At 62.5% G+C, this 19,126-nt stretch carries 18 protein-coding genes; 8 read left to right on the forward strand and 10 right to left on the reverse strand.

Annotated elements, in window-relative coordinates:
- Both AC2CQI_RS05805 and AC2CQI_RS05810 read left to right on the forward strand, forming a co-directional pair.
- On the forward strand, positions 1–1,965 hold the full coding sequence (locus AC2CQI_RS05805; RefSeq protein ID WP_484579479.1) for a hypothetical protein: 1,965 nt from the start codon (positions 1–3) through the stop codon (positions 1,963–1,965).
- Between the two features lie 3 nt (positions 1,966–1,968).
- Positions 1,969–2,958, forward strand: a complete 990-nt coding sequence (locus tag AC2CQI_RS05810) for a hypothetical protein (protein WP_484579480.1) — start codon at positions 1,969–1,971, stop codon at positions 2,956–2,958.
- 228 nt (positions 2,959–3,186) lie between these two features.
- Here AC2CQI_RS05810 and AC2CQI_RS05815 read toward each other — a convergent pair whose 3' ends face one another.
- From AC2CQI_RS05815 to AC2CQI_RS05825, 3 genes are all read right to left on the reverse strand, one after another.
- Entirely contained in the window at positions 3,187–3,498 is a 312-nt protein-coding gene (locus tag AC2CQI_RS05815) for a hypothetical protein (RefSeq protein WP_484579481.1), read from the reverse strand.
- Positions 3,499–3,520: 22 nt separating this feature from the next.
- The gene (locus AC2CQI_RS05820) at positions 3,521–4,456 is read right to left on the reverse strand and encodes a coiled-coil domain-containing protein (RefSeq protein WP_484579482.1); all 936 of its coding nucleotides are present in this window, start codon (positions 4,454–4,456) and stop codon (positions 3,521–3,523) included.
- Positions 4,457–4,582: 126 nt separating this feature from the next.
- Entirely contained in the window at positions 4,583–5,467 is an 885-nt protein-coding gene (locus AC2CQI_RS05825) for a LysR family transcriptional regulator (RefSeq protein WP_484579483.1), read from the reverse strand.
- Between AC2CQI_RS05825 and AC2CQI_RS05830 the strand changes: the two genes are divergently transcribed.
- Positions 5,448–6,032, forward strand: coding sequence for an aldehyde dehydrogenase family protein (locus tag AC2CQI_RS05830; protein WP_484579484.1), 585 nt, complete (start codon positions 5,448–5,450; stop codon positions 6,030–6,032). The two genes, AC2CQI_RS05825 and AC2CQI_RS05830, sit on opposite strands and share 20 nt — an antisense overlap.
- Before the next feature lie 197 nt (positions 6,033–6,229).
- On the forward strand, positions 6,230–6,844 hold the full coding sequence (locus tag AC2CQI_RS05835) for a class I SAM-dependent DNA methyltransferase (protein ID WP_484579485.1): 615 nt from the start codon (positions 6,230–6,232) through the stop codon (positions 6,842–6,844).
- Positions 6,845–6,942: 98 nt separating this feature from the next.
- On the opposite strand, the gene AC2CQI_RS05840 is transcribed toward AC2CQI_RS05835, so the two are convergent.
- The 4 genes from AC2CQI_RS05840 to hflK (AC2CQI_RS05855) are packed head-to-tail and all read right to left on the reverse strand — an operon-like array spanning position 6,943 to position 12,894.
- Positions 6,943–8,880, reverse strand: a complete 1,938-nt coding sequence (locus tag AC2CQI_RS05840; RefSeq protein ID WP_484579486.1) for a heavy metal translocating P-type ATPase — start codon at positions 8,878–8,880, stop codon at positions 6,943–6,945.
- Between the two features lie 9 nt (positions 8,881–8,889).
- Positions 8,890–9,921, reverse strand: a complete 1,032-nt coding sequence (gene hflK / locus AC2CQI_RS05845; protein ID WP_484579487.1) for a protease modulator HflK — start codon at positions 9,919–9,921, stop codon at positions 8,890–8,892.
- Positions 9,914–10,927 carry a protease modulator HflC gene (gene hflC, locus AC2CQI_RS05850; protein ID WP_484579488.1) on the reverse strand — a complete coding sequence of 338 codons (1,014 nt, stop codon included), beginning with the start codon at positions 10,925–10,927 and terminating at the stop codon, positions 9,914–9,916. Before hflC ends, hflK (AC2CQI_RS05845) begins: the two co-directional genes overlap by 8 nt.
- The gene (gene hflK, locus AC2CQI_RS05855; RefSeq protein WP_484579489.1) at positions 10,924–12,894 is read right to left on the reverse strand and encodes a protease modulator HflK; all 1,971 of its coding nucleotides are present in this window, start codon (positions 12,892–12,894) and stop codon (positions 10,924–10,926) included. Before hflK (AC2CQI_RS05855) ends, hflC begins: the two co-directional genes overlap by 4 nt.
- Before the next feature lie 281 nt (positions 12,895–13,175).
- On the opposite strand from hflK (AC2CQI_RS05855), the gene pmrG reads away from it, so the two are divergent.
- The 3 genes from pmrG to AC2CQI_RS05870 are packed head-to-tail and all read left to right on the forward strand — an operon-like array spanning position 13,176 to position 15,428.
- Positions 13,176–13,865, forward strand: coding sequence for a lipopolysaccharide core heptose(II)-phosphate phosphatase PmrG (gene pmrG, locus AC2CQI_RS05860; RefSeq protein WP_484579490.1), 690 nt, complete (start codon positions 13,176–13,178; stop codon positions 13,863–13,865).
- A 2-nt stretch (positions 13,866–13,867) separates the two neighbouring features.
- Positions 13,868–14,794 (forward strand): phosphatase PAP2 family protein, encoded by a 927-nt coding sequence (locus AC2CQI_RS05865; protein WP_484579491.1) that lies wholly within the window; start codon positions 13,868–13,870, stop codon positions 14,792–14,794.
- Positions 14,709–15,428, forward strand: coding sequence for a TorF family putative porin (locus AC2CQI_RS05870; RefSeq protein ID WP_484579492.1), 720 nt, complete (start codon positions 14,709–14,711; stop codon positions 15,426–15,428). The genes AC2CQI_RS05865 and AC2CQI_RS05870 overlap by 86 nt, the downstream gene beginning before the upstream one ends.
- A gap of 1 nt (position 15,429) precedes the next feature.
- Here AC2CQI_RS05870 and AC2CQI_RS05875 read toward each other — a convergent pair whose 3' ends face one another.
- A complete protein-coding gene (locus AC2CQI_RS05875; protein WP_484579493.1) occupies positions 15,430–16,770 on the reverse strand; it encodes a diguanylate cyclase in 1,341 nt (446 codons plus the stop codon).
- Positions 16,771–16,965: 195 nt separating this feature from the next.
- A complete protein-coding gene (locus AC2CQI_RS05880; protein WP_484579494.1) occupies positions 16,966–18,027 on the reverse strand; it encodes an MBL fold metallo-hydrolase in 1,062 nt (353 codons plus the stop codon).
- 184 nt (positions 18,028–18,211) lie between these two features.
- Here AC2CQI_RS05880 and alkB point away from each other — a divergent pair, with 184 nt between their 5' ends.
- The gene (gene alkB / locus AC2CQI_RS05885; protein WP_075803370.1) at positions 18,212–18,859 is read left to right on the forward strand and encodes a DNA oxidative demethylase AlkB; all 648 of its coding nucleotides are present in this window, start codon (positions 18,212–18,214) and stop codon (positions 18,857–18,859) included.
- Positions 18,860–18,894: 35 nt separating this feature from the next.
- On the opposite strand, the gene AC2CQI_RS05890 is transcribed toward alkB, so the two are convergent.
- Entirely contained in the window at positions 18,895–19,101 is a 207-nt protein-coding gene (locus tag AC2CQI_RS05890; RefSeq protein WP_086937223.1) for a hypothetical protein, read from the reverse strand.
- Between the last annotated feature and the right edge of the window lie 25 nt (positions 19,102–19,126).

Genomic DNA, 19,126 nt, shown 5'->3' on the forward strand with positions numbered 1-19,126 from the left:
ATGACCAGGCAAGCCGTGATGGACCATTGGCACGCTCTGCAGGCTCATCAGTCGGATTGGGCGTTTCGTGCCTACGCGCGGTTGATCAAGACATTGAGCAAGGACGTTCAGGAAAAGCTGCAGCTCAAGGAGGAAGTGGCCGAGCCCTATGTGGTCATATTCGGCAAGACCCAGGTCGGCAAGACCACGCTGCTGCTCGACCTGATGGGCATCGACCCGGCCCAGATGGGAAGGGTCTCGCAGATCATGCGCGGTGGGCGCGAGGCTGGCAAGTCGGCGACGGCCACCGCCATGGAGTATTGCCGCTCGGCCAACGGCCGCTGGGGACTGACTCTGCGCTCGACAACGCGCTGGTTCGAGGCCGAAGCCGACGTTACCCGGGCACTAGGCCAGCTCAGGGAAGACATGGAGAGCGGGCGATTGGTTGCCGAGTCGCCCTGTGTGGTGCATATCCCATCGTCTTTCTTTGCCAGCCAGGTCGCAGAGGGGCCGAGCATCCGCATTCTGGACCTGCCAGGCGACAACCCTGCCAACGCTGCAGAGCAGGCGCATGTGAACCATATGGCGAAGACTTATCTGCCCTTCGCCGACTTGGTGTTGCTGGTTGGCCGGGGCGATGACCTGGGCTTCCTGCGGCCTGAGGCGCTGACGCTGCCTGGAATTGAAGACTGGCAGGCCATGCCGCACCGTTTTCGCATTGTCACAACCTATTCGTACTTCGCGCAGTCGATCAAGGACGCTGCTCGCGAGGATGCGAAATTCGATGCTTCCAAGTCTCGGCGCCGCCTCATCCAGCAGATCGAGCTTTTCGGTCGCCTGAGCGATCAGGCCCGGGATGAGCGCCTGTACTTTCCACTGGAATTCGGCACCAGTTGGATGAGCATGCAAAAAAAAGAGCCGGAACTGCATGCCCGGATCGCGCCATTGATTGCGGGACTGCGCAGCGAGTTGCTGGAGCAGATCTCGCAATCAACAAGTCCGGTTGGCCGCCTGCGTAGTACGCTCGATAGTCACTTGGGCGTCAGGTATATCCAGAAGAAAAAGACCGAGGCGGTTGAGCAGACAATTGAACGACTGGAAAGCAAAAGCACCACGCTTGTGAGCGAGATCGCCATCTGGACCGCAGCGATCAACAAGTCGCAGGATAAGTTGAGGACGGCACTGCAGGACTTGCAGACCAATACATTGGTAGATGGCATGACGTTGATCGAGCACGCAGCGTCGAGCCCCGTATTCACTGCTTCCGGTAAATATCCTCCCAAGGAGGGGGCGGTCAAGGATGACTGCGAGACGCTCAGGACGCTGGTTAATGACTATTACAGGTTACTCAAGGGGATGCGCCTAGAGGTCAAGGGTAATACCCAATTGCCGAAGTCCTGCGCGTATTGGGAAGGTGTGCGCAGGCTCGTGAATGAGCCTGGCTTACGTGTGATCGAGGAAATTATCGACGACGCGTTCAGCTCCATTCGCTACACCCTCGCAGACTACACCTTCGACACCTATCTGTTCTCGTCAAACTATCAAGAAGATTTGAGGAAGGTTCACCGTGCAGGCAGCGAAGCCCGGCACGAATTGGTCTGTTTGTGGAAGCGGCACTGGCTCGGGGCATTGACAGCACTTGACCAAGCGTTCCAGCGCGACATGAAGACGCTCGAAACCAAACTCGAGCTACAGCGGCATGAGCAGATGCTTCTGATCAAGCAGCGCGAGCGAGTCGAGCACGAGACTGCCCTCAAGTACGGAGAGTTGAAGCGCATTGCCCAAACCTCGCAACAAGACCTCGAGCGGTGCGAACGTTTCGTTCACTTGCTCGACGAGGAATACCTTGCCGAACTCAGTCAGCGTATGAGTTTGGCGATGAACGAGCAGGATGATTGTGACGCGTTACTGCAACTGCTGGCCTGCACGCAGCTGAGCAACCAGCGGGTAGAACTGATGAGACTAAGCCAAGATGGCCGGGCCTGAAAAATGAGTACAGCTACAGAAATTCACAACAAAGAAAAGTCCCTTGCCGAGTTGATGGTCAAGATCCTGAAGGAGCCTCTCAATCCACTCGAAGCCTCGATCAAGGCACTGAATGGAGACCTTGCGGACACACGGGACTCTATAACAGAGATCAACGACACCTTGGGCGCCTCCGCAGCTGATGCGGAATCAGCCACGAAGTCCTTGCTGCAGGCGTTGCGCAAGATACGCGAAGAGGACGTCCCTTCGTTGCTCGCCAAGCTTCAAAAACACATCACCGATCAGAGCGCAGTTGACGCTCATGCAGTCGAGGCCTTGCTCGAACGATCTACGGCCGTCCACACCTCAAGCGTGAGCTCGACTGAGATGGTGCTGCTCGAGGCGCTCGCTGGGACGACCCAGCAGCAGGTGGAGCTGGCGCGGTCGATCGAAGCGCTGCATCCGCATATCGAAAGTTCGGTCGCTGAAGTGTCGCGCCGGCTGTCGTCATCGCATAGCTCAAGTGTCACTGATTTCAAGGCGGTGGTCGTCGACATCGGCGTTCGCATCGCCGAGCAGCAGAAAGCTTCGCAGGAAGCCCTCCTGGAAGTACTCGGGCGTGAAGACCAGGCAACCAAGGTCGAGCAGGCCGAGGTGATGGAAAAGGTCTTGAAAGAAATTGTGTTGAGCCGGGAATTCAGCAAGAGAATCAACTCGACCTTGGCTGCGCAAGTCAACACCCTGGGCACGGACGTGGTAGGTGTAGTTACACAACTGTCGACGCAAGTCGAGGCCGTGGCTGCTGAAAACCAACGCATTGTGCAACAGTTCTCGGCAGTGGCCGCGGGTGAGCAAACCGCACTCGTCGCGCTGCTGAAGGAGCAGAATGCGGGCTTGGTTGCACAGCTCTCATCCGGCCAGCGCAATGTGAAAAGACTGACCGTCATCACCAGCGTGTTTTTCGGATCGATGCTGCTGTATGTGGGGTATGATATCTGGCGGAATTTGCTCTGATTGAGCAGGCAGGAATGGCAACAAGCGAATCATCGAGCGACACACCGAATAAAATTGCCCCACGCAATCATGGACATCCGCTAGTCGACGGCCGACCGCTGTGGGTCTCGATGCTGGGGCGGAACCGATGCTCGTACAGAGCCATGGCACCGGCGCTGAGTTAGGTAAGGTAGAGCACTCGTGCTCGTCCTGCAGGTGAGCGCATGGTCGGCAGTAGCGTCTTCAGGCCTATCGTTCGTAGGTCTCACCACCAGTGCTGATTTTGTACAGGGTTTCCGAGTAAGGCAGGCGCGCAATGATGGTAGTAGCGTTCACTACTGCCGCCATGGTCATCCCTCTGCAAAGCAGACTGACGTAGCCTTGTATACGAACACACATGGCGTCAGCGCTATCAATGAAGTTCGTCTTGTTGAGGCGGAGCATGATGACTGTCCTGCCCTCGGGTACTGCTCCGATTGGAGGTACGGCGAATATAGTAATCTGGGTGTATACCACCAAACAGAGCGCGGCAATGCCCCCCGCAATCAAAGCCTTTTTCATGAGTAAGAGTCCTTTCCCGGATTCAGTCCAGGCGTTTGACGATACCGAACCGACCTTCTTTAAAGTCGCTGGCACGGAGTATATCGGGGGCAGCCTTATCGCAACTGTAGGTCGAGTAGCGGACAGGGGGGTTGCCAAATCGATCAGAGCTACGATCCGCGCAACCTGAGGATGAGGCAACGATGTACAGTGGCTTGGTTATTGCCTCATTGGGGACCTGGAGCCCCATCGAGAATCGGATACTTGCCTTGTGAGCAAAGTCATTCGCCTCGTCGTGGTAATTACCCAGGAATGTCGCATAGCTGCTCCAACTGACGAACTCGAAACCCATGACGCCGAGTCGTTTGAGTTCGCCACCGTTTGACGCATAGACGACCAAGGGTGCGAGACGAGGATCTTTGCTCTTGGATGAGTAGGTAACCTTTGCCGTGATGTACTTGGAACCACGCTCGGCAGATCGGTACTCATACTGATCACCGTAATCGTTGAAGCTCCATTGGCCGGCGATCTGGGCAGATTGAAGCGATACAGAACTGTCGTCCGCTGCGAATGAGCCTTTGACCGGGATCGCCTTCATACCAAGCGCCGCCAGTCGGTGTGCTTCTTGTTCGTTGGCCTCACGATCCTTGACCATCCTCTGCAGGAGGCCGCTTCCAGTCGATGCTTCAGATGAGTCAGGGTAGCGGGACGTCAACGACGCCAAGGCTGCTCTGGTAGCGGCTTCGTCACCACTGTCAGAAGCTTTCCTTATATCAGCCAGCAATACGGCCGGAGTCTCTTTGAGCGTCCTGTTTTCCTGCTCGAGCTGTGTAATCCTGTCTTTGGCAGCGCTAATTTCCGCTTGCAAGGATTTGACGTCGGAGCGAAGGCTTTCGGCCTGTTTCTTGTATGCCTCACCGCCATCTCCACACCCCGAAAGCGAAAGAGCCAAAGAGGCGATTAGTAAATCCTTTCTCAAGATGCACTCCTTTGTTCACAGACCACAATGACGTAGATGGCAATTTAGCACCATTACTGCAGAACGCTGAGCAATACCCAATCAATCCTGCATTTTCGTCACTTACACCCAGACGCCATCAATCGCTCACAACCGAGAAATCGTCTCCTTCAAAAAACCGCAAAACCAAAGCTGCGCCGAACTATCACCACTGTGCTCATGCCAGTGCAGACTCACCTCAAACTCCGGCACGGTAAACGGCAGCTCCATGGTCTTCAGCCCATTGCGTTCGGCATACACCTTCGCAACCCGTTCTGGCAGGGTCACCAGCAGGTCACTGGACGAGATGATGTCCGGCAACACGCTGAAGTGCGGCACCCGCAAGCTCACGGTCCGGGCAATCCCGGCTTCACGCAGTCGATCCTCGACGAAGTGGTGACCGGTGCCCGCCGACACCACCACATGCCGCTCATTGACGAACTGCTCCATCGACACGCTATCCCCGATGCGTGGGTGGTCCTCCCGCACCATGCAGACATACCGCTCGATGAACATCAGCTCGCATTTGGCCTGGATCGGCAGGTAGCTGCGGTTGCACACCGCGGCGTCGATCTTGCCGGTGCGCAGCCATTCGTCCATGCGATCGATCGCGATCTGGATGACTTCCAGTTCCACCAACGGGGCCTTTGCTTGCAAGCCACGCAGGATGTGCGGCAGGAAGACTTCGCCCAGGTCGGAGAGCGCCAGGCGGAAGCGGCGGGTGGAGTGTTCCGGCTCGAACTTGCCGGTCAGCGCTACGGCACGTTCGATATCGGTCAGCGAGGAACGGAACGCGGCATACAGCTGCGAGGCCAGCACCGTGGGCTGCATGCCGTCGCGGGTGCGCTTGAACAGCGGATCGCCCCATTGGTCACGCAAGCGGGAGAGGGCATAGCTGACCGAGGGCTGGGTGACATGCAGGCGCTCGGCCGCGCCGCTGACGCTTCCGGTTTCATAGCACCTGACGCTAGTGGTGCTGGAACTCGGCGGCAAGTGCCCGCTGCTGCTATTGCCGGATCCGGACCTTGAGCAGACGGTGGATCAGGTGAGGCTGGTCGAGCGTGTGCAGCGTGATCTGCCGGAGGTTGATTCCACCGGCAAGCTGGTGACCGCGCGCCAGGTGGCCCGGTTGGCCGGCTTGCTGGAGCAGAGTCGCGGCAAGATGCTGGTCGGTGCCAGGGCGGATGCCGAAAAGCGTGCGTCCAGCGCGACGGTTGTGGATGGCGTCGACTGGGGTGACGCCTTGATGGCTGAAGAACTGTTCGGGCCGATCCTGCCGGTGCTGGAGTTCGAGGATGTGGAGGCAGCGGTCGACCTGGTTAACCGGCATCATCCGAAACCGTTGGCAGTCTATGTCTTCAGCAAGGATGTGGAACGAGCCAAGGGGATCATCGACAGGATTCAGTCGGGAGATGCACAGGTCAACGGCGTGATGGTGCACGCGTTCTCGCCGTATCTGCCGTTTGGCGGCGTGGGTGCTTCAGGGATGGGGGATTATCACGGGGAGTTCAGTTACCTGACGTTTACGCACAAGAAGTCGGTGCGGACCGTTTCGTAGGTAGTAGATCGGAATGAGCATCCACGGGTGGCAGCGATCGAGAGAGTGATCGTTGCCGCCAGTGTGAGGAAGTGGCCTGGGGGTCGGTCCTATTATATGATTTAACATAATATACATTATACGAACCATCATGCTAACTCTCGGCCCCCAGTGGAGGCTAGAATTCAGCCTCCATACCTCGCCAAGGATTGCCCTCCATGCCCCATCACCCGTCCGCCAACCACATCATCGATCTCTACGACCGCCACGCCAGCACCTGGGATCGCCTGCGCAGCACGCATTTCACCGACCGCAAATGGATCGAGGGCTTCTGTTCATCGTTGCCGGCATCTTCACGCGTGCTGGACCTGGGCTGCGGTGCCGGCCAGCCCGTTGCGGGCTTTCTGATCGAAGCGGATCATGCTGTGACCGGCGTGGATTCCTCAGCGCAAATGATCGCTCTGTGTCGCAAGCGCTTCACCGGGCACACCTGGGTGCATGCCGACATGCGCACCCTTGAATTGGGCCGTCAGTTCGCAGGCATCCTGGCCTGGAACAGCTTTTTCCATCTGCACCCCGACGATCAGCGCGGGATGTTCGGGGTGTTCCAGCGCCATGCGACTCCTGGTGCGCTGCTGATGTTCACCAGCGGTACCGGACTGGGCGAAGCCCTCGGTCAATTCGAGGGCGAGACCTTGTATCACGCCAGTCTCGACCCGCAGGAATACGTGAGTCTGCTGCAGCAGCACGGGTTCGAGGTACTGGAGCATGTCGTCGAGGATCCACAGAGCGGCGGCCTGACGGTCTGGCTGTGCCGCGCCCTCCTGCCCTGAATTATCACTAATATATATAACTACACTAAATGACTATTTAGTATAGTTATATATGAGTCGCCTGGAAACGGCTCCCGGAGCCCTGCTCTTTCAAGCGGTTACAACCCCGTCTCGTCATACCGCAACAACCGCCCCGCATTCCCCAACACCAGCAAGGTGCTCAGGTTATGTAGCAGCGCCGCGATCATCGCCCCCGCCGCACCCAGCAAGCCAAACGCCGCCGCCACCACGATCGCCAGGGTCCAGCCGAGCCCTATTACCACGTTCCACTGCAAGGTCCGGCGACATTCTCTACTCAACCGGACGCAAGTCCCCAACCGTCGCAAATCGCCATTGATCAGCACGATATCCGCCGCTGCCAGGGCAATGTCCGCGCCCCCTGCCCCCATCGCCACGCCAACCGCGCCGGCCTTGAGTGCCAGGGAGTCGTTGATGCCGTCGCCTACCACCATCGGCCTGAAACCCGCCTGCAGCTCCTGGTTCACATGATGCAGCTTGTCTTCCGGCAACGCCTGGGCGACCACGCTGGTGATGCCGGTCTGCTCCGCTACTGCGTCGGCCACGCTTTGCCGGTCGCCGGTCAGCAGCAATTGCCGGTGCAGGCCCAGCTCGCGCAGTTGTGCCAAGGCCTGCGGAGCTTCATGACGCAGCGTGTCGGCCAGCAGCAGCCAGGCGACGAAACGCTGGTTCAGCGCCAGGCCGGCGATCGGGCCGTCATGCTCGGGAACCGCCGGAATGGCAATGCCCAGTCGCTCGAACAACTCCGGACGCCCCAATGCAGCCTCCCCTCGCTCGGTCAAAGCCACCACGCCGAACCCCTGGCGCTCGTGCATATCACGCAACACCATCAACTGATCGTGCGGCACCAATCGCGCCAATGCACGGCTGACCGGGTGGCTGCTGGCCGCGCCGAGGCCGGCAGCGAGTCGGGTGATTTCCTGTTCCGTAAGTTCCGTGTCTGGCGCAACGATCTGCCGCAGATGCAACGCGCCATGGGTCAGGGTCCCGGTCTTGTCGATCACCAGCGACGACAGGTCCGCCAGTTCTTCGAGGAAAGCCGAGCCGCGAATCAGGATGCCATGCCGCGCCGCCACGGCGATGCCGGCAATCGCCGTGGCCGGGGCCGACAGCACCAGGGCGCAAGGACAGGCCGCGACCAGTACCGCGAGCATGGCCTGGGCATCGCTGGTGACGAACCAGGTCGCCGCGGCGATCAGCAACACCAGCAACAGATAGCGCCCGGCATAACGCTCCAGCAGTCGGGTGATCGGCGGCTTGGCCTGCTCCGCGCGCTGCATCAGGGCGATGACCTTGCCCAGGGTCGAGTCGTCGCCGACCCGGCTGATACGCACCTTCAGCAGACCGTCGAGGTTGATTGCGCCGCCATGGATATCCGTACCCGGGCCGACTTCCTGGGGCAGTGCTTCACCGGTGATCGGCGCGGTATCGAGGCTGGCCTGGCCCTCCTCCACCCGGCCGTCCGCCGGCACCCGGTCGCCGGCGCGCACTTCCACCAGGTTGCCCGGTACCAGGCTGGCGTTGTCGACCTCACGCACCTGGCCGTCGGCATCGAGCAGGCGCGCCTGGCTGCGGGTCAAGCGGCCAAGCGCCTCGATGGCTTCCTGGGAACCCAGCACGCTGCGCTCTTCCAGCACGTGTCCGAGGATCATGATGATCGGCAGCAGCGCCGCGGTGGCCAGGTCGCCAGTGGCCCAGGCACCGAGCATGGCCAGGGCGATCAGTTGGTCGGTGATGCCGTGCAGGCTCGGGTGCAGCAGGCTGTGCCAGGCTGACCGCAGCACCGGCACCGCCACCAGCAGCGAGGCCACGCCGAGCAGGATCTGGGCCACGCTGTCCTGACCCGGGGCCAGCCAGCGCCAGACCAGCCCGAGACCGAGCAGGCCCAAGGCAATCATGGCCAGGCTCAGTTGCCGGGCGGCCTGGCGGCGCTCGTCGCCGGACAGCAGGCCGGTGCCGAGGTGCAGGTGGCCATGGTGATGATGATCGTGGCCATGGTGGTGGTGATGGGCGCTCATGGGAGTCCTTCAATCAAGTTTTGGGCCGTCGAGGATCAGACGACCGCTGTCCTGCGGATTGACCGTGGTCACCGAGCCGGCGCGGGCGAGGATCGCCGGCACCCGCTCGCGGTACAGACGCAGCATCAGGCCGGGATCGTCCTGGCGACCGAGGCCGACGATGGTTGCCGTGTCGGCCTGGGCCCGGGACAACCGCTCGCGTGCCTCGGCTTCTGCCACCTGGACGGTGCGGTCGGCGTTCTGCGTGGCCTGTTGCAGTTGCCGGGCCGCATCGGTACGCGCGCTGGCCACGGCCTGTTCGGCCAACTGGCTGGCGGTAAGCACCGCGTTGAAGGCGTTGACCGCCGGCTGCGGCAGCGCCGATTGCACGTCGACCCGGACCACTTCGATCCCCAGGTCGGTACCGGCCGTCTTCAGCGCGGCCAGGCTGCGGTTGATGCCCTGTTGCAGATCACCTCGCAGGCGTTCGCGGCGCTCGGCCAGCTGGCTGTCGGCACCGACCAGCTCGGGCCGGGCGACGAGGATGGTGTCCATGTCCCGTGAGGCACAGATCTGCACGGCATTGCGCTCTACCAGGCGATCGAGTGCCGCCTCGACATGACTGCCCTGGCGGGTAAAGGCGTAAGGCTCGCTGACCTGGTAGAACACCCGTACATCGAGCTGCACGATGCCGGCGTCCCCGGTCAGCAGATAGCCGGAGCCGGCGGTGGCATCGCCGGCCAGCTTCACGTCGTGGTCGGCCTTGATCGCTGCTTCCGAACGCAGCAGCAGTTCGACCCGGCGCTCGGTCACCCGGCCCGCCGAGGGCAACATCACGACCTGCTCGAACGGCCGCGGCCAGGCCAGCAGCAGGCCGGCATTCTGGATGCGCTGCTCGGCGCCCAGGCGCAGTACCACCGCACGGCTTTCCGGGCCGATTTCACGGACGTTGCCGAACAGCCAGCCCAGCGCCGCCAGCAGGGTCACCGCGTACAGCGCGACAAAGCCGATGCGCCCGGCCTGCAGCCAAGGGGCGCTAGTGCCCTGCCCGTCCTTACTCATGGGCTCGTCCCGCAGCCGCCGGGCCATCCACTAGCACCCGGAACGGCGCGGCATCGGTGCGCAGGACCAGGCGCGTGCCGGGGTTGACCAGATTGTCGAGGGTGTCCAGCGAGCGCAGCAGGTTGTACAGCTCGGGCGCACCGGCGTAGGCCTTGCCGTAGATCTGCGCGGCCTGGACCTGGGACCGGGCCTGGATGTCCGCTGCCTTGACGCTGGCATCCGCTTCTAGAATGCGCGCATCGCGCTCAGCCGCGGAACGGATCTCGGCGGCCTTGCGCTTGCCTTCGGCGGTGCGCTCGGTGGCGATGGTTTCGCGCTCGGCGCGCATGCGATCGACGGTGGCTTCAAGGGTTACCTTGGGCAGGGTCAGACGCTCGATGCCGACCTGGACGACCTTGACCCCATAGGTGTCGCGCAACTGCCGGGTGATCTGCTCACCAAGACGTTGCTCGAACGCTTCGATACGCACCTTGCTCGCATCGACATTGACCAGGTCGGCCAGTTCGAAGCCGCTGGCGCTGGTTTCCAGGGCCGAACCGACCAGGGTGCGGATCTGTCGGGCCGCTTCGTCGGGCTGGTTCTGCACCGCGCGCATGAAGCGCTGGATACTCTCCGGCGTCGCCTCCACCTGCCAGGCGATATAAGCCTGGACAATGATCCGCAAGCCGTCCTTGGTGCCGACATCCTGCAGGCCACTGGAGGTGGTGCGCAGGCGCAGGTCCACCGGCACCGTGGCTTCGAACGGCAACGGCCAGCGCCAGGCCAGGCCGGGGTCGAGCAGGACCCGGGCCGGATTGCCGAAGCGGGTCACAACCGTGGCTTCGCCGGTACGCACCTGGACCAGGCTAGCGGTAGCGAGCATGGCCAGGACCAGCAGGCCGGCCACCAGCACCCGGCGCCAGGCGGGACGAGCGGCGGCTTGCTCATGGGCGTGGTGACGAGGCTCGTGGGCATGATCATGGCCGCAGTCATGGCCGTGCAAATGATCGGGGTGATCGTGACTCAATGGGCACGCTCCTGGTCAGGTCGGCTGGCGGACTTGGCCGCGTCCAGGGGGAATGAATAGCTGCGCAGGTCCAGGGTCGGGGCCTGCTCTGCCGTGAGACGGTGGTCGATGACCAGGCTGTTGGCCTTGCCCAGGCCCTTGCCCAGGTGATCCAGGTATTGCTCGAGGATGAAGGCCTGCCCGGCCTGCTGCCAGGCGCTGCGTTCGGCGTTGAAGCGCAGTTCGGCGATTCGTGCCCTGGTTTCGGTTTCATGGGCACTGGCGGTGGCCTGGTGATCAAGACTGGTGGCCTGCAGGCGCGCCTGGCTGTGCTGCTCGGCGGCCTTGCCACGATCCCGGGCGATCAGGGCCTGGGCGGTGATCTGCGCGGCCTGCACGCCGTGATAGGCATTCGCCGCGCCGGCTGGCGGGTGGATCGCTTCCACCGAGGTGACGAGGATTTCCACCCCGCTGTCCAGGCGGTCGAGATCGACCTGCACAGCCGTGCCGATATCCTTGCCGATGGCTTCGCGCTCGGCGCCGAGCACGCCGTCAAGGCTGCGACTGGCGAAATCCCGGACCAGCACGCGGTTGGCGATGTTGCGCAGGAGTACAGCGACATCGGTGCTGTGGTAGGTCGCGGCAAGGGCCGCGGTATCGCTCAGGCCGATGCGATAGATGAAGCGCACATCCATATTGACGATCTGGAAGTTCTGCCGGCCGCCATCGTCGCCGGCAATCACCTGGGCGTTTTCGCTGATATGGCTGGCATCCCACAAACGGTTCGCAGCCGCTGGTGCCGGGCCTTCCGCAGCGGCCAGCGGGTCGGCCAATGCGGCATCGCCGGTGGTGGCCAGCTCATGGACCTGGCCATTGTCGACGACGAGGACCTTGCCCAGCGGCCAGGGCAAGCCGACATGCAGGCCGGGCTGCCAGACCTCCAGCGGATTACCGAAGCGCTCGTAGATTCCGCGATTGTTCATCGCCACTTCCGTCACGCCGGTCAACAACCAGCCGACCAGGGCGACCAGGCCCAGCACCGGCAAGGCGGCGCGGCGCATGAAATCGAAGGCCCAGACCTGACGCAGGTCGATGCCGAAGCGCTGGTGCAGTTCATGTCGCAGGAACGCCAGCGGTCGCGGCGGCCATTGCAGCAGGCCGCAGAGCATGCTGTGGGCCAGCAAGGCGGGTTCCTGTGCGGGGCGACGGGGGCTGAAGACCGAGAAAATGGCGCGCAGCAGCAGTTCAATGGCCAGCGCCGCCGGCAGCAGGCCGGTCAGCACCGCCAGGCGTGCCGGCCAGAGTCGCTCGCCGTCGGCAAACACCAGGCAGGCGATCGACAGCAACTGGACGGCCACCAGCAGACGGATCTGCGCCGCCAGGGCAGCGGCCTCCGGCCAGACAGCCGGGCTTTCGTTGACCTGATGACGCTCCACCACCAACAGGCCAAACGCCACGAAGGCCAGCACGCCTGCGGCGAACCAGTGCAACTGCCCTGCCGCCGTCGGTGCCGGCAGGTCGAAACGCCAGGCGCTGGCGACGATCAGCAGCGCCAGGCTGGCAAGGCTCGCCAGCCACAGCGCTTCGCTGCCGAGGCGCTGCAATTGGCGCTGCCCGGCCAGGCCGATGCGCAACAGACCACGCTCCAGAACGCTCAAGGGCGGGTCTTCGGGGTCTCGCGTAGCGGTCCATAGGGCCAGGCGCTGTACACCATGGCCAATGCGTTCGGCCCGCCATTTGGCCACGGCCCAGGCGGAGCGCCCTGCGGCAGCCAGCAACAACAGCGCCGCTGCGTTCATCGCCAGCAGCACAACCCACTGGCTCGTCGGGTTGAATACACCGATGAACAGCGCCCCCAGCCAAAGCACAGCTGCGCCCATGGCCGCGCCTTGAACCAGACGGGCCAGACGCCGGGTATGCAGGGCGGCCTGTTGAAAACGGGGCGTTTCGTGGAGGTCCGGATTCGTGTTGGCTGGGTTGACGCTCATGGCAATGCGGAAACTCCGGAAGGCTTGTTTGACGGGGCCTGAAGGCGGATACACGGAGCCGTAATGTTATAGCGGAGCTTGTGAAAAAGTCGTGTGAATGTAACAGGGTATTTCAAATTTCATCCAATGGCTCAATCAGCGTAGATCCATAAATCGCTGGTGAGCCAGCCGCGCCGAAAATCCTGGTTACAACTCTTTTTTGACATCTCCTTCACCGCTCTGGAACACACCGCTCCCTAAAGTGCAGCCATTCCCGTAGTGCTTGTCTCGGAGTGACAGCCATGCTGCAAGGCGTTTTAGAAAATCCCGCTCTCCCTTCCCGTCCCAAGCGACGTCCGTCCCTGTCACGAAAACTGCTGGTCCCGGGCCTGTGCGCCCTTCTGCTTCTGGCCGCGTTCGCCACGTGGCTTTCCACGAGGACACACGTCATGAGCCTGGGTAGTGAGCAGCAACTGCTCGACAGTGGGGTTTATGCCGATTGGGCCAAGGGCAAGGTGATCGTGCTGATCCGCCATGCCGAGCGCTGCGACCGTTCCGATAATCCCTGCCTCGGCGACCCGAGCGGCATCACCATCGAAGGCAGCAAGGCCGCCGTCGACGTGGGTACCGGCTTGCAACACCTGGGCCTGGATAACAGCGAAATACTGACCAGCCCCGAGTACCGTACCCGGCAGACCGCACACTTTATCTTCGGCAAGGAGATCGCCAGCCGCGACTGGATCGGTGAGTGCGATCACGATTTCCCCCATGCCGCCCTGCAAAGCAAGCGACCCGGGGTCAACCTGGTACTGGTGACCCACAGCGGTTGCATCGACCACGTCGAGCGCCAGCTCAAAGTCCCCGGCGGTGAGCGCTCCAGCGAGTACGCCAGTGCCCTGTTCGTGTCGATGAATCGTGACGGCAAGGCACGGATCCTCGGCCAGATGAATGCCAACGAATGGCGCAAAGTCGTCGCCAGTGCGGGGAAATAAGCATGCGGACGGCTTCGCGAAAGGATTTCTACCTGATCAACCTGGGCGTGCCGCTGCTGCTGGCGGCGGCGACCTTCCTGCTCTTCGACCTGACCCGCCTGGACCGGATGATCAATGACCTGTTCTACAACCCGGTGACCCAGCAATACGTGCTGCAGCACAGCGAGCTGTTCGAGAAGGTCACCCACAAGTGGCCGCGGATCCTGCCGGACTGGACCGGTGAGGCGGCGATCATCGGTACCCTGCTGTCTTTCCTCTGGCCGTTGCTGGCCAGGCGTCCACGGGCCGTCCGCCTGCTGGACATGGCCCGGATCGCCCCGCTCCTGCGCTTCACCGCACAGCAGCGTCGCGACCTGCTGTACGTGGTGACTGCCTTCGCCTTGAGCACCACGCTCATCCACTACCTGAAGAGCCATACCGGCGTGTATTGCCCGGTCGAGACCACCCTGTACGGCGGCGATCAACCGCACCTGGAGTGGTTCAGCCACTTCTCCCTGGTCGACAAGGCCGGGCCCGGTCGTTGCTGGCCAGGTGGCCATGCGTCCAGCGGCTTCACCTTGCTGGCGCTGTATTTTGTCGCCCTGCGCCACCGCTGGCCCCATGCACGCAAGCTGCTGCTGGCGACCCTGCTGATCGGCACGGTCTACGGCAGCACCCGGGTACTGCAGGGCTGGCACTACATGTCGCACACCTTCTGGGCCGGGATCGTGGTCTGGCTGGCGAGCTGGGTCACCGCCCTGTTCTTCTATGGACGCCTGGCCTTGCAGGGACAACAGGGTTTAAACCGTCATCCGCTACCGGTAAGCTCTGCTGCTCTAGTGCAAGCTTTCCAGGGCAGCGACCATGACCAGGCCCCTACTACTGCTGCTGGCCGCCACGGCCTTCAGCCCAATCGCGCAGGCCCAGCAGATCCAGCGCCAGCTGGGTGATTTCGACTTTCGCCTGGGCACCTCCAGTTCCCGTAGCATGGCCCAGGGCCTGATTTCCCCCAGCCCCCTGGGCGCCTTCCATGGCGGCCTGGATGTCAGCCATGACAGCGGCTGGTACTTCGGCCAGTACGCGCCGAGCATGGGCCTCACGGAAAACTCCACCCTGCGCCTGGACAGCTACCTCGGCACCCAGCAACGCTTCAACGACAGCCTTGGCTACGAGGTCGGGCTGATCCACTACAGCCAGCCGAACGTTGCCGGCAACGATAGCTTCGCCTTGTATGGCGGCCTGTCGATCTTCGGCAGCCGTATCGGCGGCGCCCTGCGCAACAACCCGGACAACCGCACCGGCACCCTGTTCGCCGATTTCGGCCAGTTGCCGCTGCTGGATGCCGGGATCACCCTCAAGGTTGCCCACCATCAACTGGGCACACCGTTCACCATCGGCGACGGCCGCCAGGTCCAGGGTTTCAGCGACTGGTCATTGCAACTGTCGCGGCCCTGGCTGGGCATGGACCTGGACCTGATCTACAGCAGTTCGGACCTGAGCGGTGGCGGTTGCGAGGCCTATTCGGGGATCAATACCTACTGCGACAGCATGATCACCTTCAAGGCCCAGCGCAGTTTCTTTTGAGTCAACCGGCCACGGTGTCATAGGACACCACGCGATCCCGTCCACCCTGCTTGGCCTGGTACATCGCCTGGTCGGCCTGGCGCAGCAGGTGCTGGTAGTCCGGATGGCCGTTGTAGGTCGCGACGCCGATACTCACGCTGACCCGGTGCTTGCGCCCCTCGGTGAGGTTGAGTGCTTCCTCGCCTATCTTGCGCCGCAGTTTTTCCGCGACTTTCAACGCGTTGGCATTGTTGATATCCACCAGGATCATCAGGAACTCCTCGCCGCCCATGCGGAACACATAGTCCCCGGCACGGCTGTGGCTGCTGAGGATTTCCGCGGTCTGCTGGAGAACCAGGTCGCCGGCGTCGTGGCCGAAGGTGTCGTTGATGGTCTTGAAGTGGTCGATATCCACCGACAGCACCGAGAAGCTCTGCCCGGTCTTCTGCGCGATGGTGATCTCGTTGCCGATCACCACCGGGAGGAATTTGCGATTGAGCATGCGGGTCAACACGTCGCGCCCGCTTTCCAGTTCGTTGGCGCTGTTGAACAGGCTGTCGAGGTTGAACATCAGGCTCTTGGTCTGGTCGCGTATCTCCCGAAGCAGGCCCATGCGCGCCGCTTCGTCGCCCTTGGCGGCGAGGAATTGCGGGAGCAACTGGTCATCCATATGACGGATGATCGCCAGGATCTGCTCGCTTTCCTTGGTGTTCTGGAAGGCGTAGGCGCCCTTGTGGCGGAACCACAGGCCGAAGTCAGACGCGGCCAGGCGCGGCAGGTTGACTCCGCTGGAGCCCATGGCCAGGTCGAACATCAGGCTGTTTTCCCAGTCGAGCAAAGCGCCGCGCTGGCGTTCGCGCTCGGTGGTGATGTTCTGCAGCACCGAAAACAGCCGGTAGCCTTCCTCGTTGCGCGAGTTGCGGTCGTGGGAGCGGCTGTAGGCGTGGCTCATGATCTCCATGGCCAGGTCCATGGTCTCGCTTGACAGGCGCAAGATCTGCGCATGTTCCTCGGCGGCCCAGCCCTGTTCGACGATCAGCTGGAACAGCTGCTTTTTCAGGTAGCGCGCACCGCTGAGGACCAGGTGCAGCGGTACGTCGATCCGCGCATGCACCTCGCCGACCTGCTTCTGCAGGGCGACCAGAGGCAGGAAGTCGTCGCCGGCGCCGGCCGCATAGACCTTCACCAGCCAGGCCTGCATCGAGCTGCCCAGGCGGCTTTTGACTTCGTCATGGGAGAGGATCAGCGAGGCGTTGGGGTCCGCCAGCATCTGTTCGTAGAAGCGTGCGGCAAGCATGACCTTGTGGGTCTCGACCAACTGCTTCAAGGCTTGGGTCAACGCAGGCGGGAACTGCGCGACCATGGAATGCCATTCCCTGGCTTGTACTTCTGGAGAAACGCTTGGCATGTCTGGCCTATTTTCAGTTCAGCAGAAAGCGTGACGCCCCTCCGGACCTGAAGGGGCGTTCAGTTGCTGGCGGGGCTTGCTGCACTCGCCAGGGGCGCATTCTATTGCACGTTGAACATGAAAGTCTTTGAACCAGGGGCGGATAGCGGATTAACGACCTTCATGCAGGCAGCAACGACGCGGGCCTGCCTTCGCTTCCCGCTGTTCCTCGGCGACCGATTCGCGCCACCAGCGCTTGCCAGGGTGTGGCGCGTACATGTCGAAGCGTTCGCCCATGCCCGGCGTGGTCACGCTCACGCCCTGCTCGGCGGCGTGCGCCAGCACGGTTTCAAACGGCTCGTACCAGGCGTGCATGGCCAGGTCGAAGGTACCGTTGTGGATCGGCAGCAGCCAGCGCCCGCCCAGGTCGACATGGGCCTGCACGGTTTGCCGGGGATGCATGTGCACGTAAGGCCAGTGTTCGTTCCAGGCACCGGTTTCCATCAAGGTCAGGTCGAACGGACCAAAGCGCCGGCCGATCTCGGCGAAGCCATCGAAGTAGCCGGTGTCGCCACTGAAGAACACCTTTATCTGCGGCGCTTCGATCACCCACGAGCACCACAGGGTGCGATTGCCGTCGCGCAGGCCGCGGCCGGAGAAGTGCTGGGCCGGGGTGGCGGTCAGGCGCAGGCCGCCGGCCTCGGTGCCCTGCCACCAGTCGAACTGACGCACCTTGTGCGCCGGTACGCCCCAGGCCAGCAGGCGGTCGCCGACGCCCAGCGGGGTGACGAACACCTCCACCTTGGGCGCAAGGACCTTGATGGTAGCGCGGTCGAGATGGTCGTAATGGTCGTGGGAGAGGATCACGCCACGAATCGCCGGCAGTTCGGCAAGGCTGATGGGCGGTGCATGGAACCGCTTGGGGCCGGCGAAGGTGAAGGGTGAAGCGCGCTTGGAAAACACCGGATCGGTCAGCCACCAGCCACCTTCGAGCTTGAACAGCAAGGTCGAGTGGCCGAGGCGGTAAAGGCTGCCATCGGCGGCCTGGTCAAGGTCCTGGCGGGTCACGGGCTGTACCGGCAGTGCGACCCGCGGCACGGTGGCGCGCGGTTTGTTGAACAGCAGGTTCCACAGCACTTTGGCGTTGGGCTCCGGCGAATTGGCCGGACGCGGGGTCAGGTTGTGAAAGCGTCCCTGCCGGGCCTGGGGCGATTGGGCATGCTCGGGTTTCAAGGGCGGAATCCTCCGGGGGCAAGGTTTCCAATCTACCCGGGCTGCCGGCGGATTCAAGTGAAGGAAGATTAACCGGCGGGGATCAGGCAAAGAGCCTGGAGAAACAGGCAAGTTCACAATGGCGCTGAAGGTGCCAGCGACGAGGTCATCAACAGCGACACCCCAACCGGGGTAATATCCCCCCATGCAAATCGACCTGTTCACTCCTGCACCCTCCAGCGATCCCCAATGGCTTGGCCAGCAGGTGGCCCTGTTGCCCGGCTTCGCCCTGAGCCAGGTCGAACGCCTGCTCCCTGCCCTGCGCCAGATCGTCCTCGCCGCCCCCTTCCGCAACATGACCACCCCGGGGGGCCGGACCATCTCGGTACGCGTCACCAATTGCGGCGACCTTGGCTGGATCAGCGATCAGCGCGGCTACCGCTACAGCCCTGTCGATCCCCTCAGCGGCCAGCCCTGGCCTGCGCTGCCGGAGGTGTTCATCGACCTGGCCCGGTGCGCCGCGCAAGCCGCCGGCTTTGCCGATTTCACCCCGGACGCCTGCCTGATCAACAGCTACCTCCCGGGCAACCGCCTGACCCTGCACCAGGACCGCAACGAACGGGATTTCAGCCAACCAATCGTTTCGGTATCCCTCGGCCTGCCGGCGATCTTCCTGCTCGGTGGCCATGAGCGCGCCGAACGCACCCGGAAAGTCGGATTGCAGCATGGCGACGTGATGGTCTGGGGCGGTGAGGACCGCCTGCGGTTTCACGGCGTCCTGCCGCTGCAGGACGGTCGTCATCCCTTGCTCGGTGCGCGGCGCATCAACTTTACCCTGCGCAAGGCAGGGTGAGGCTGGGTCTTGATCGAGGCAGCGAGCCTGACGCACTACCTCCGCTCATCCGACAAAGGCGTCGGCTTATCCGGCTCCGGTACGATGCGCCCCTGCTCTGGCTCGTAGGGTTCACGCTTGATGTCCTGCTGCCGCTTGGGGTCACCGTTGACATTTGGATCGGTCACCGGATCGTGCTCGCGCTGCGGGTTGGCCAGTGGGTCTTTCCACAGTGGGTCGTCATGGGGTTGCGGGGTGTTCATGCTGCCATCCTCCATTGTCGGGCCT

The organism is Pseudomonas sp. P2S-1, from assembly GCF_057197725.1.

What these genes read in the sequence shown, in the direction of transcription:
- AC2CQI_RS05875 (WP_484579493.1), bottom strand. Translation starts at nt 16,770, where the DNA reads ATGGTCGCGCAGTTCCCGCCTGCGTTGACCCAAGCCTTGAAGCAGTTG.
- hflK (WP_484579487.1), bottom strand. Translation starts at nt 9,921, where the DNA reads ATGAGTAAGGACGGGCAGGGCACTAGCGCCCCTTGGCTGCAGGCCGGG.
- AC2CQI_RS05805 (WP_484579479.1), top strand. Translation starts at nt 1, where the DNA reads ATGACCAGGCAAGCCGTGATGGACCATTGGCACGCTCTGCAGGCTCAT.
- alkB (WP_075803370.1), top strand. Translation starts at nt 18,212, where the DNA reads ATGCAAATCGACCTGTTCACTCCTGCACCCTCCAGCGATCCCCAATGG.
- hflK (WP_484579489.1), bottom strand. Translation starts at nt 12,894, where the DNA reads ATGAGCGTCAACCCAGCCAACACGAATCCGGACCTCCACGAAACGCCC.
- pmrG (WP_484579490.1), top strand. Translation starts at nt 13,176, where the DNA reads ATGCTGCAAGGCGTTTTAGAAAATCCCGCTCTCCCTTCCCGTCCCAAG.
- AC2CQI_RS05835 (WP_484579485.1), top strand. Translation starts at nt 6,230, where the DNA reads ATGCCCCATCACCCGTCCGCCAACCACATCATCGATCTCTACGACCGC.
- AC2CQI_RS05865 (WP_484579491.1), top strand. Translation starts at nt 13,868, where the DNA reads ATGCGGACGGCTTCGCGAAAGGATTTCTACCTGATCAACCTGGGCGTG.
- AC2CQI_RS05890 (WP_086937223.1), bottom strand. Translation starts at nt 19,101, where the DNA reads ATGAACACCCCGCAACCCCATGACGACCCACTGTGGAAAGACCCACTG.
- AC2CQI_RS05815 (WP_484579481.1), bottom strand. Translation starts at nt 3,498, where the DNA reads ATGAAAAAGGCTTTGATTGCGGGGGGCATTGCCGCGCTCTGTTTGGTG.
- AC2CQI_RS05840 (WP_484579486.1), bottom strand. Translation starts at nt 8,880, where the DNA reads ATGAGCGCCCATCACCACCACCATGGCCACGATCATCATCACCATGGC.
- AC2CQI_RS05870 (WP_484579492.1), top strand. Translation starts at nt 14,709, where the DNA reads ATGACCAGGCCCCTACTACTGCTGCTGGCCGCCACGGCCTTCAGCCCA.
- AC2CQI_RS05810 (WP_484579480.1), top strand. Translation starts at nt 1,969, where the DNA reads ATGAGTACAGCTACAGAAATTCACAACAAAGAAAAGTCCCTTGCCGAG.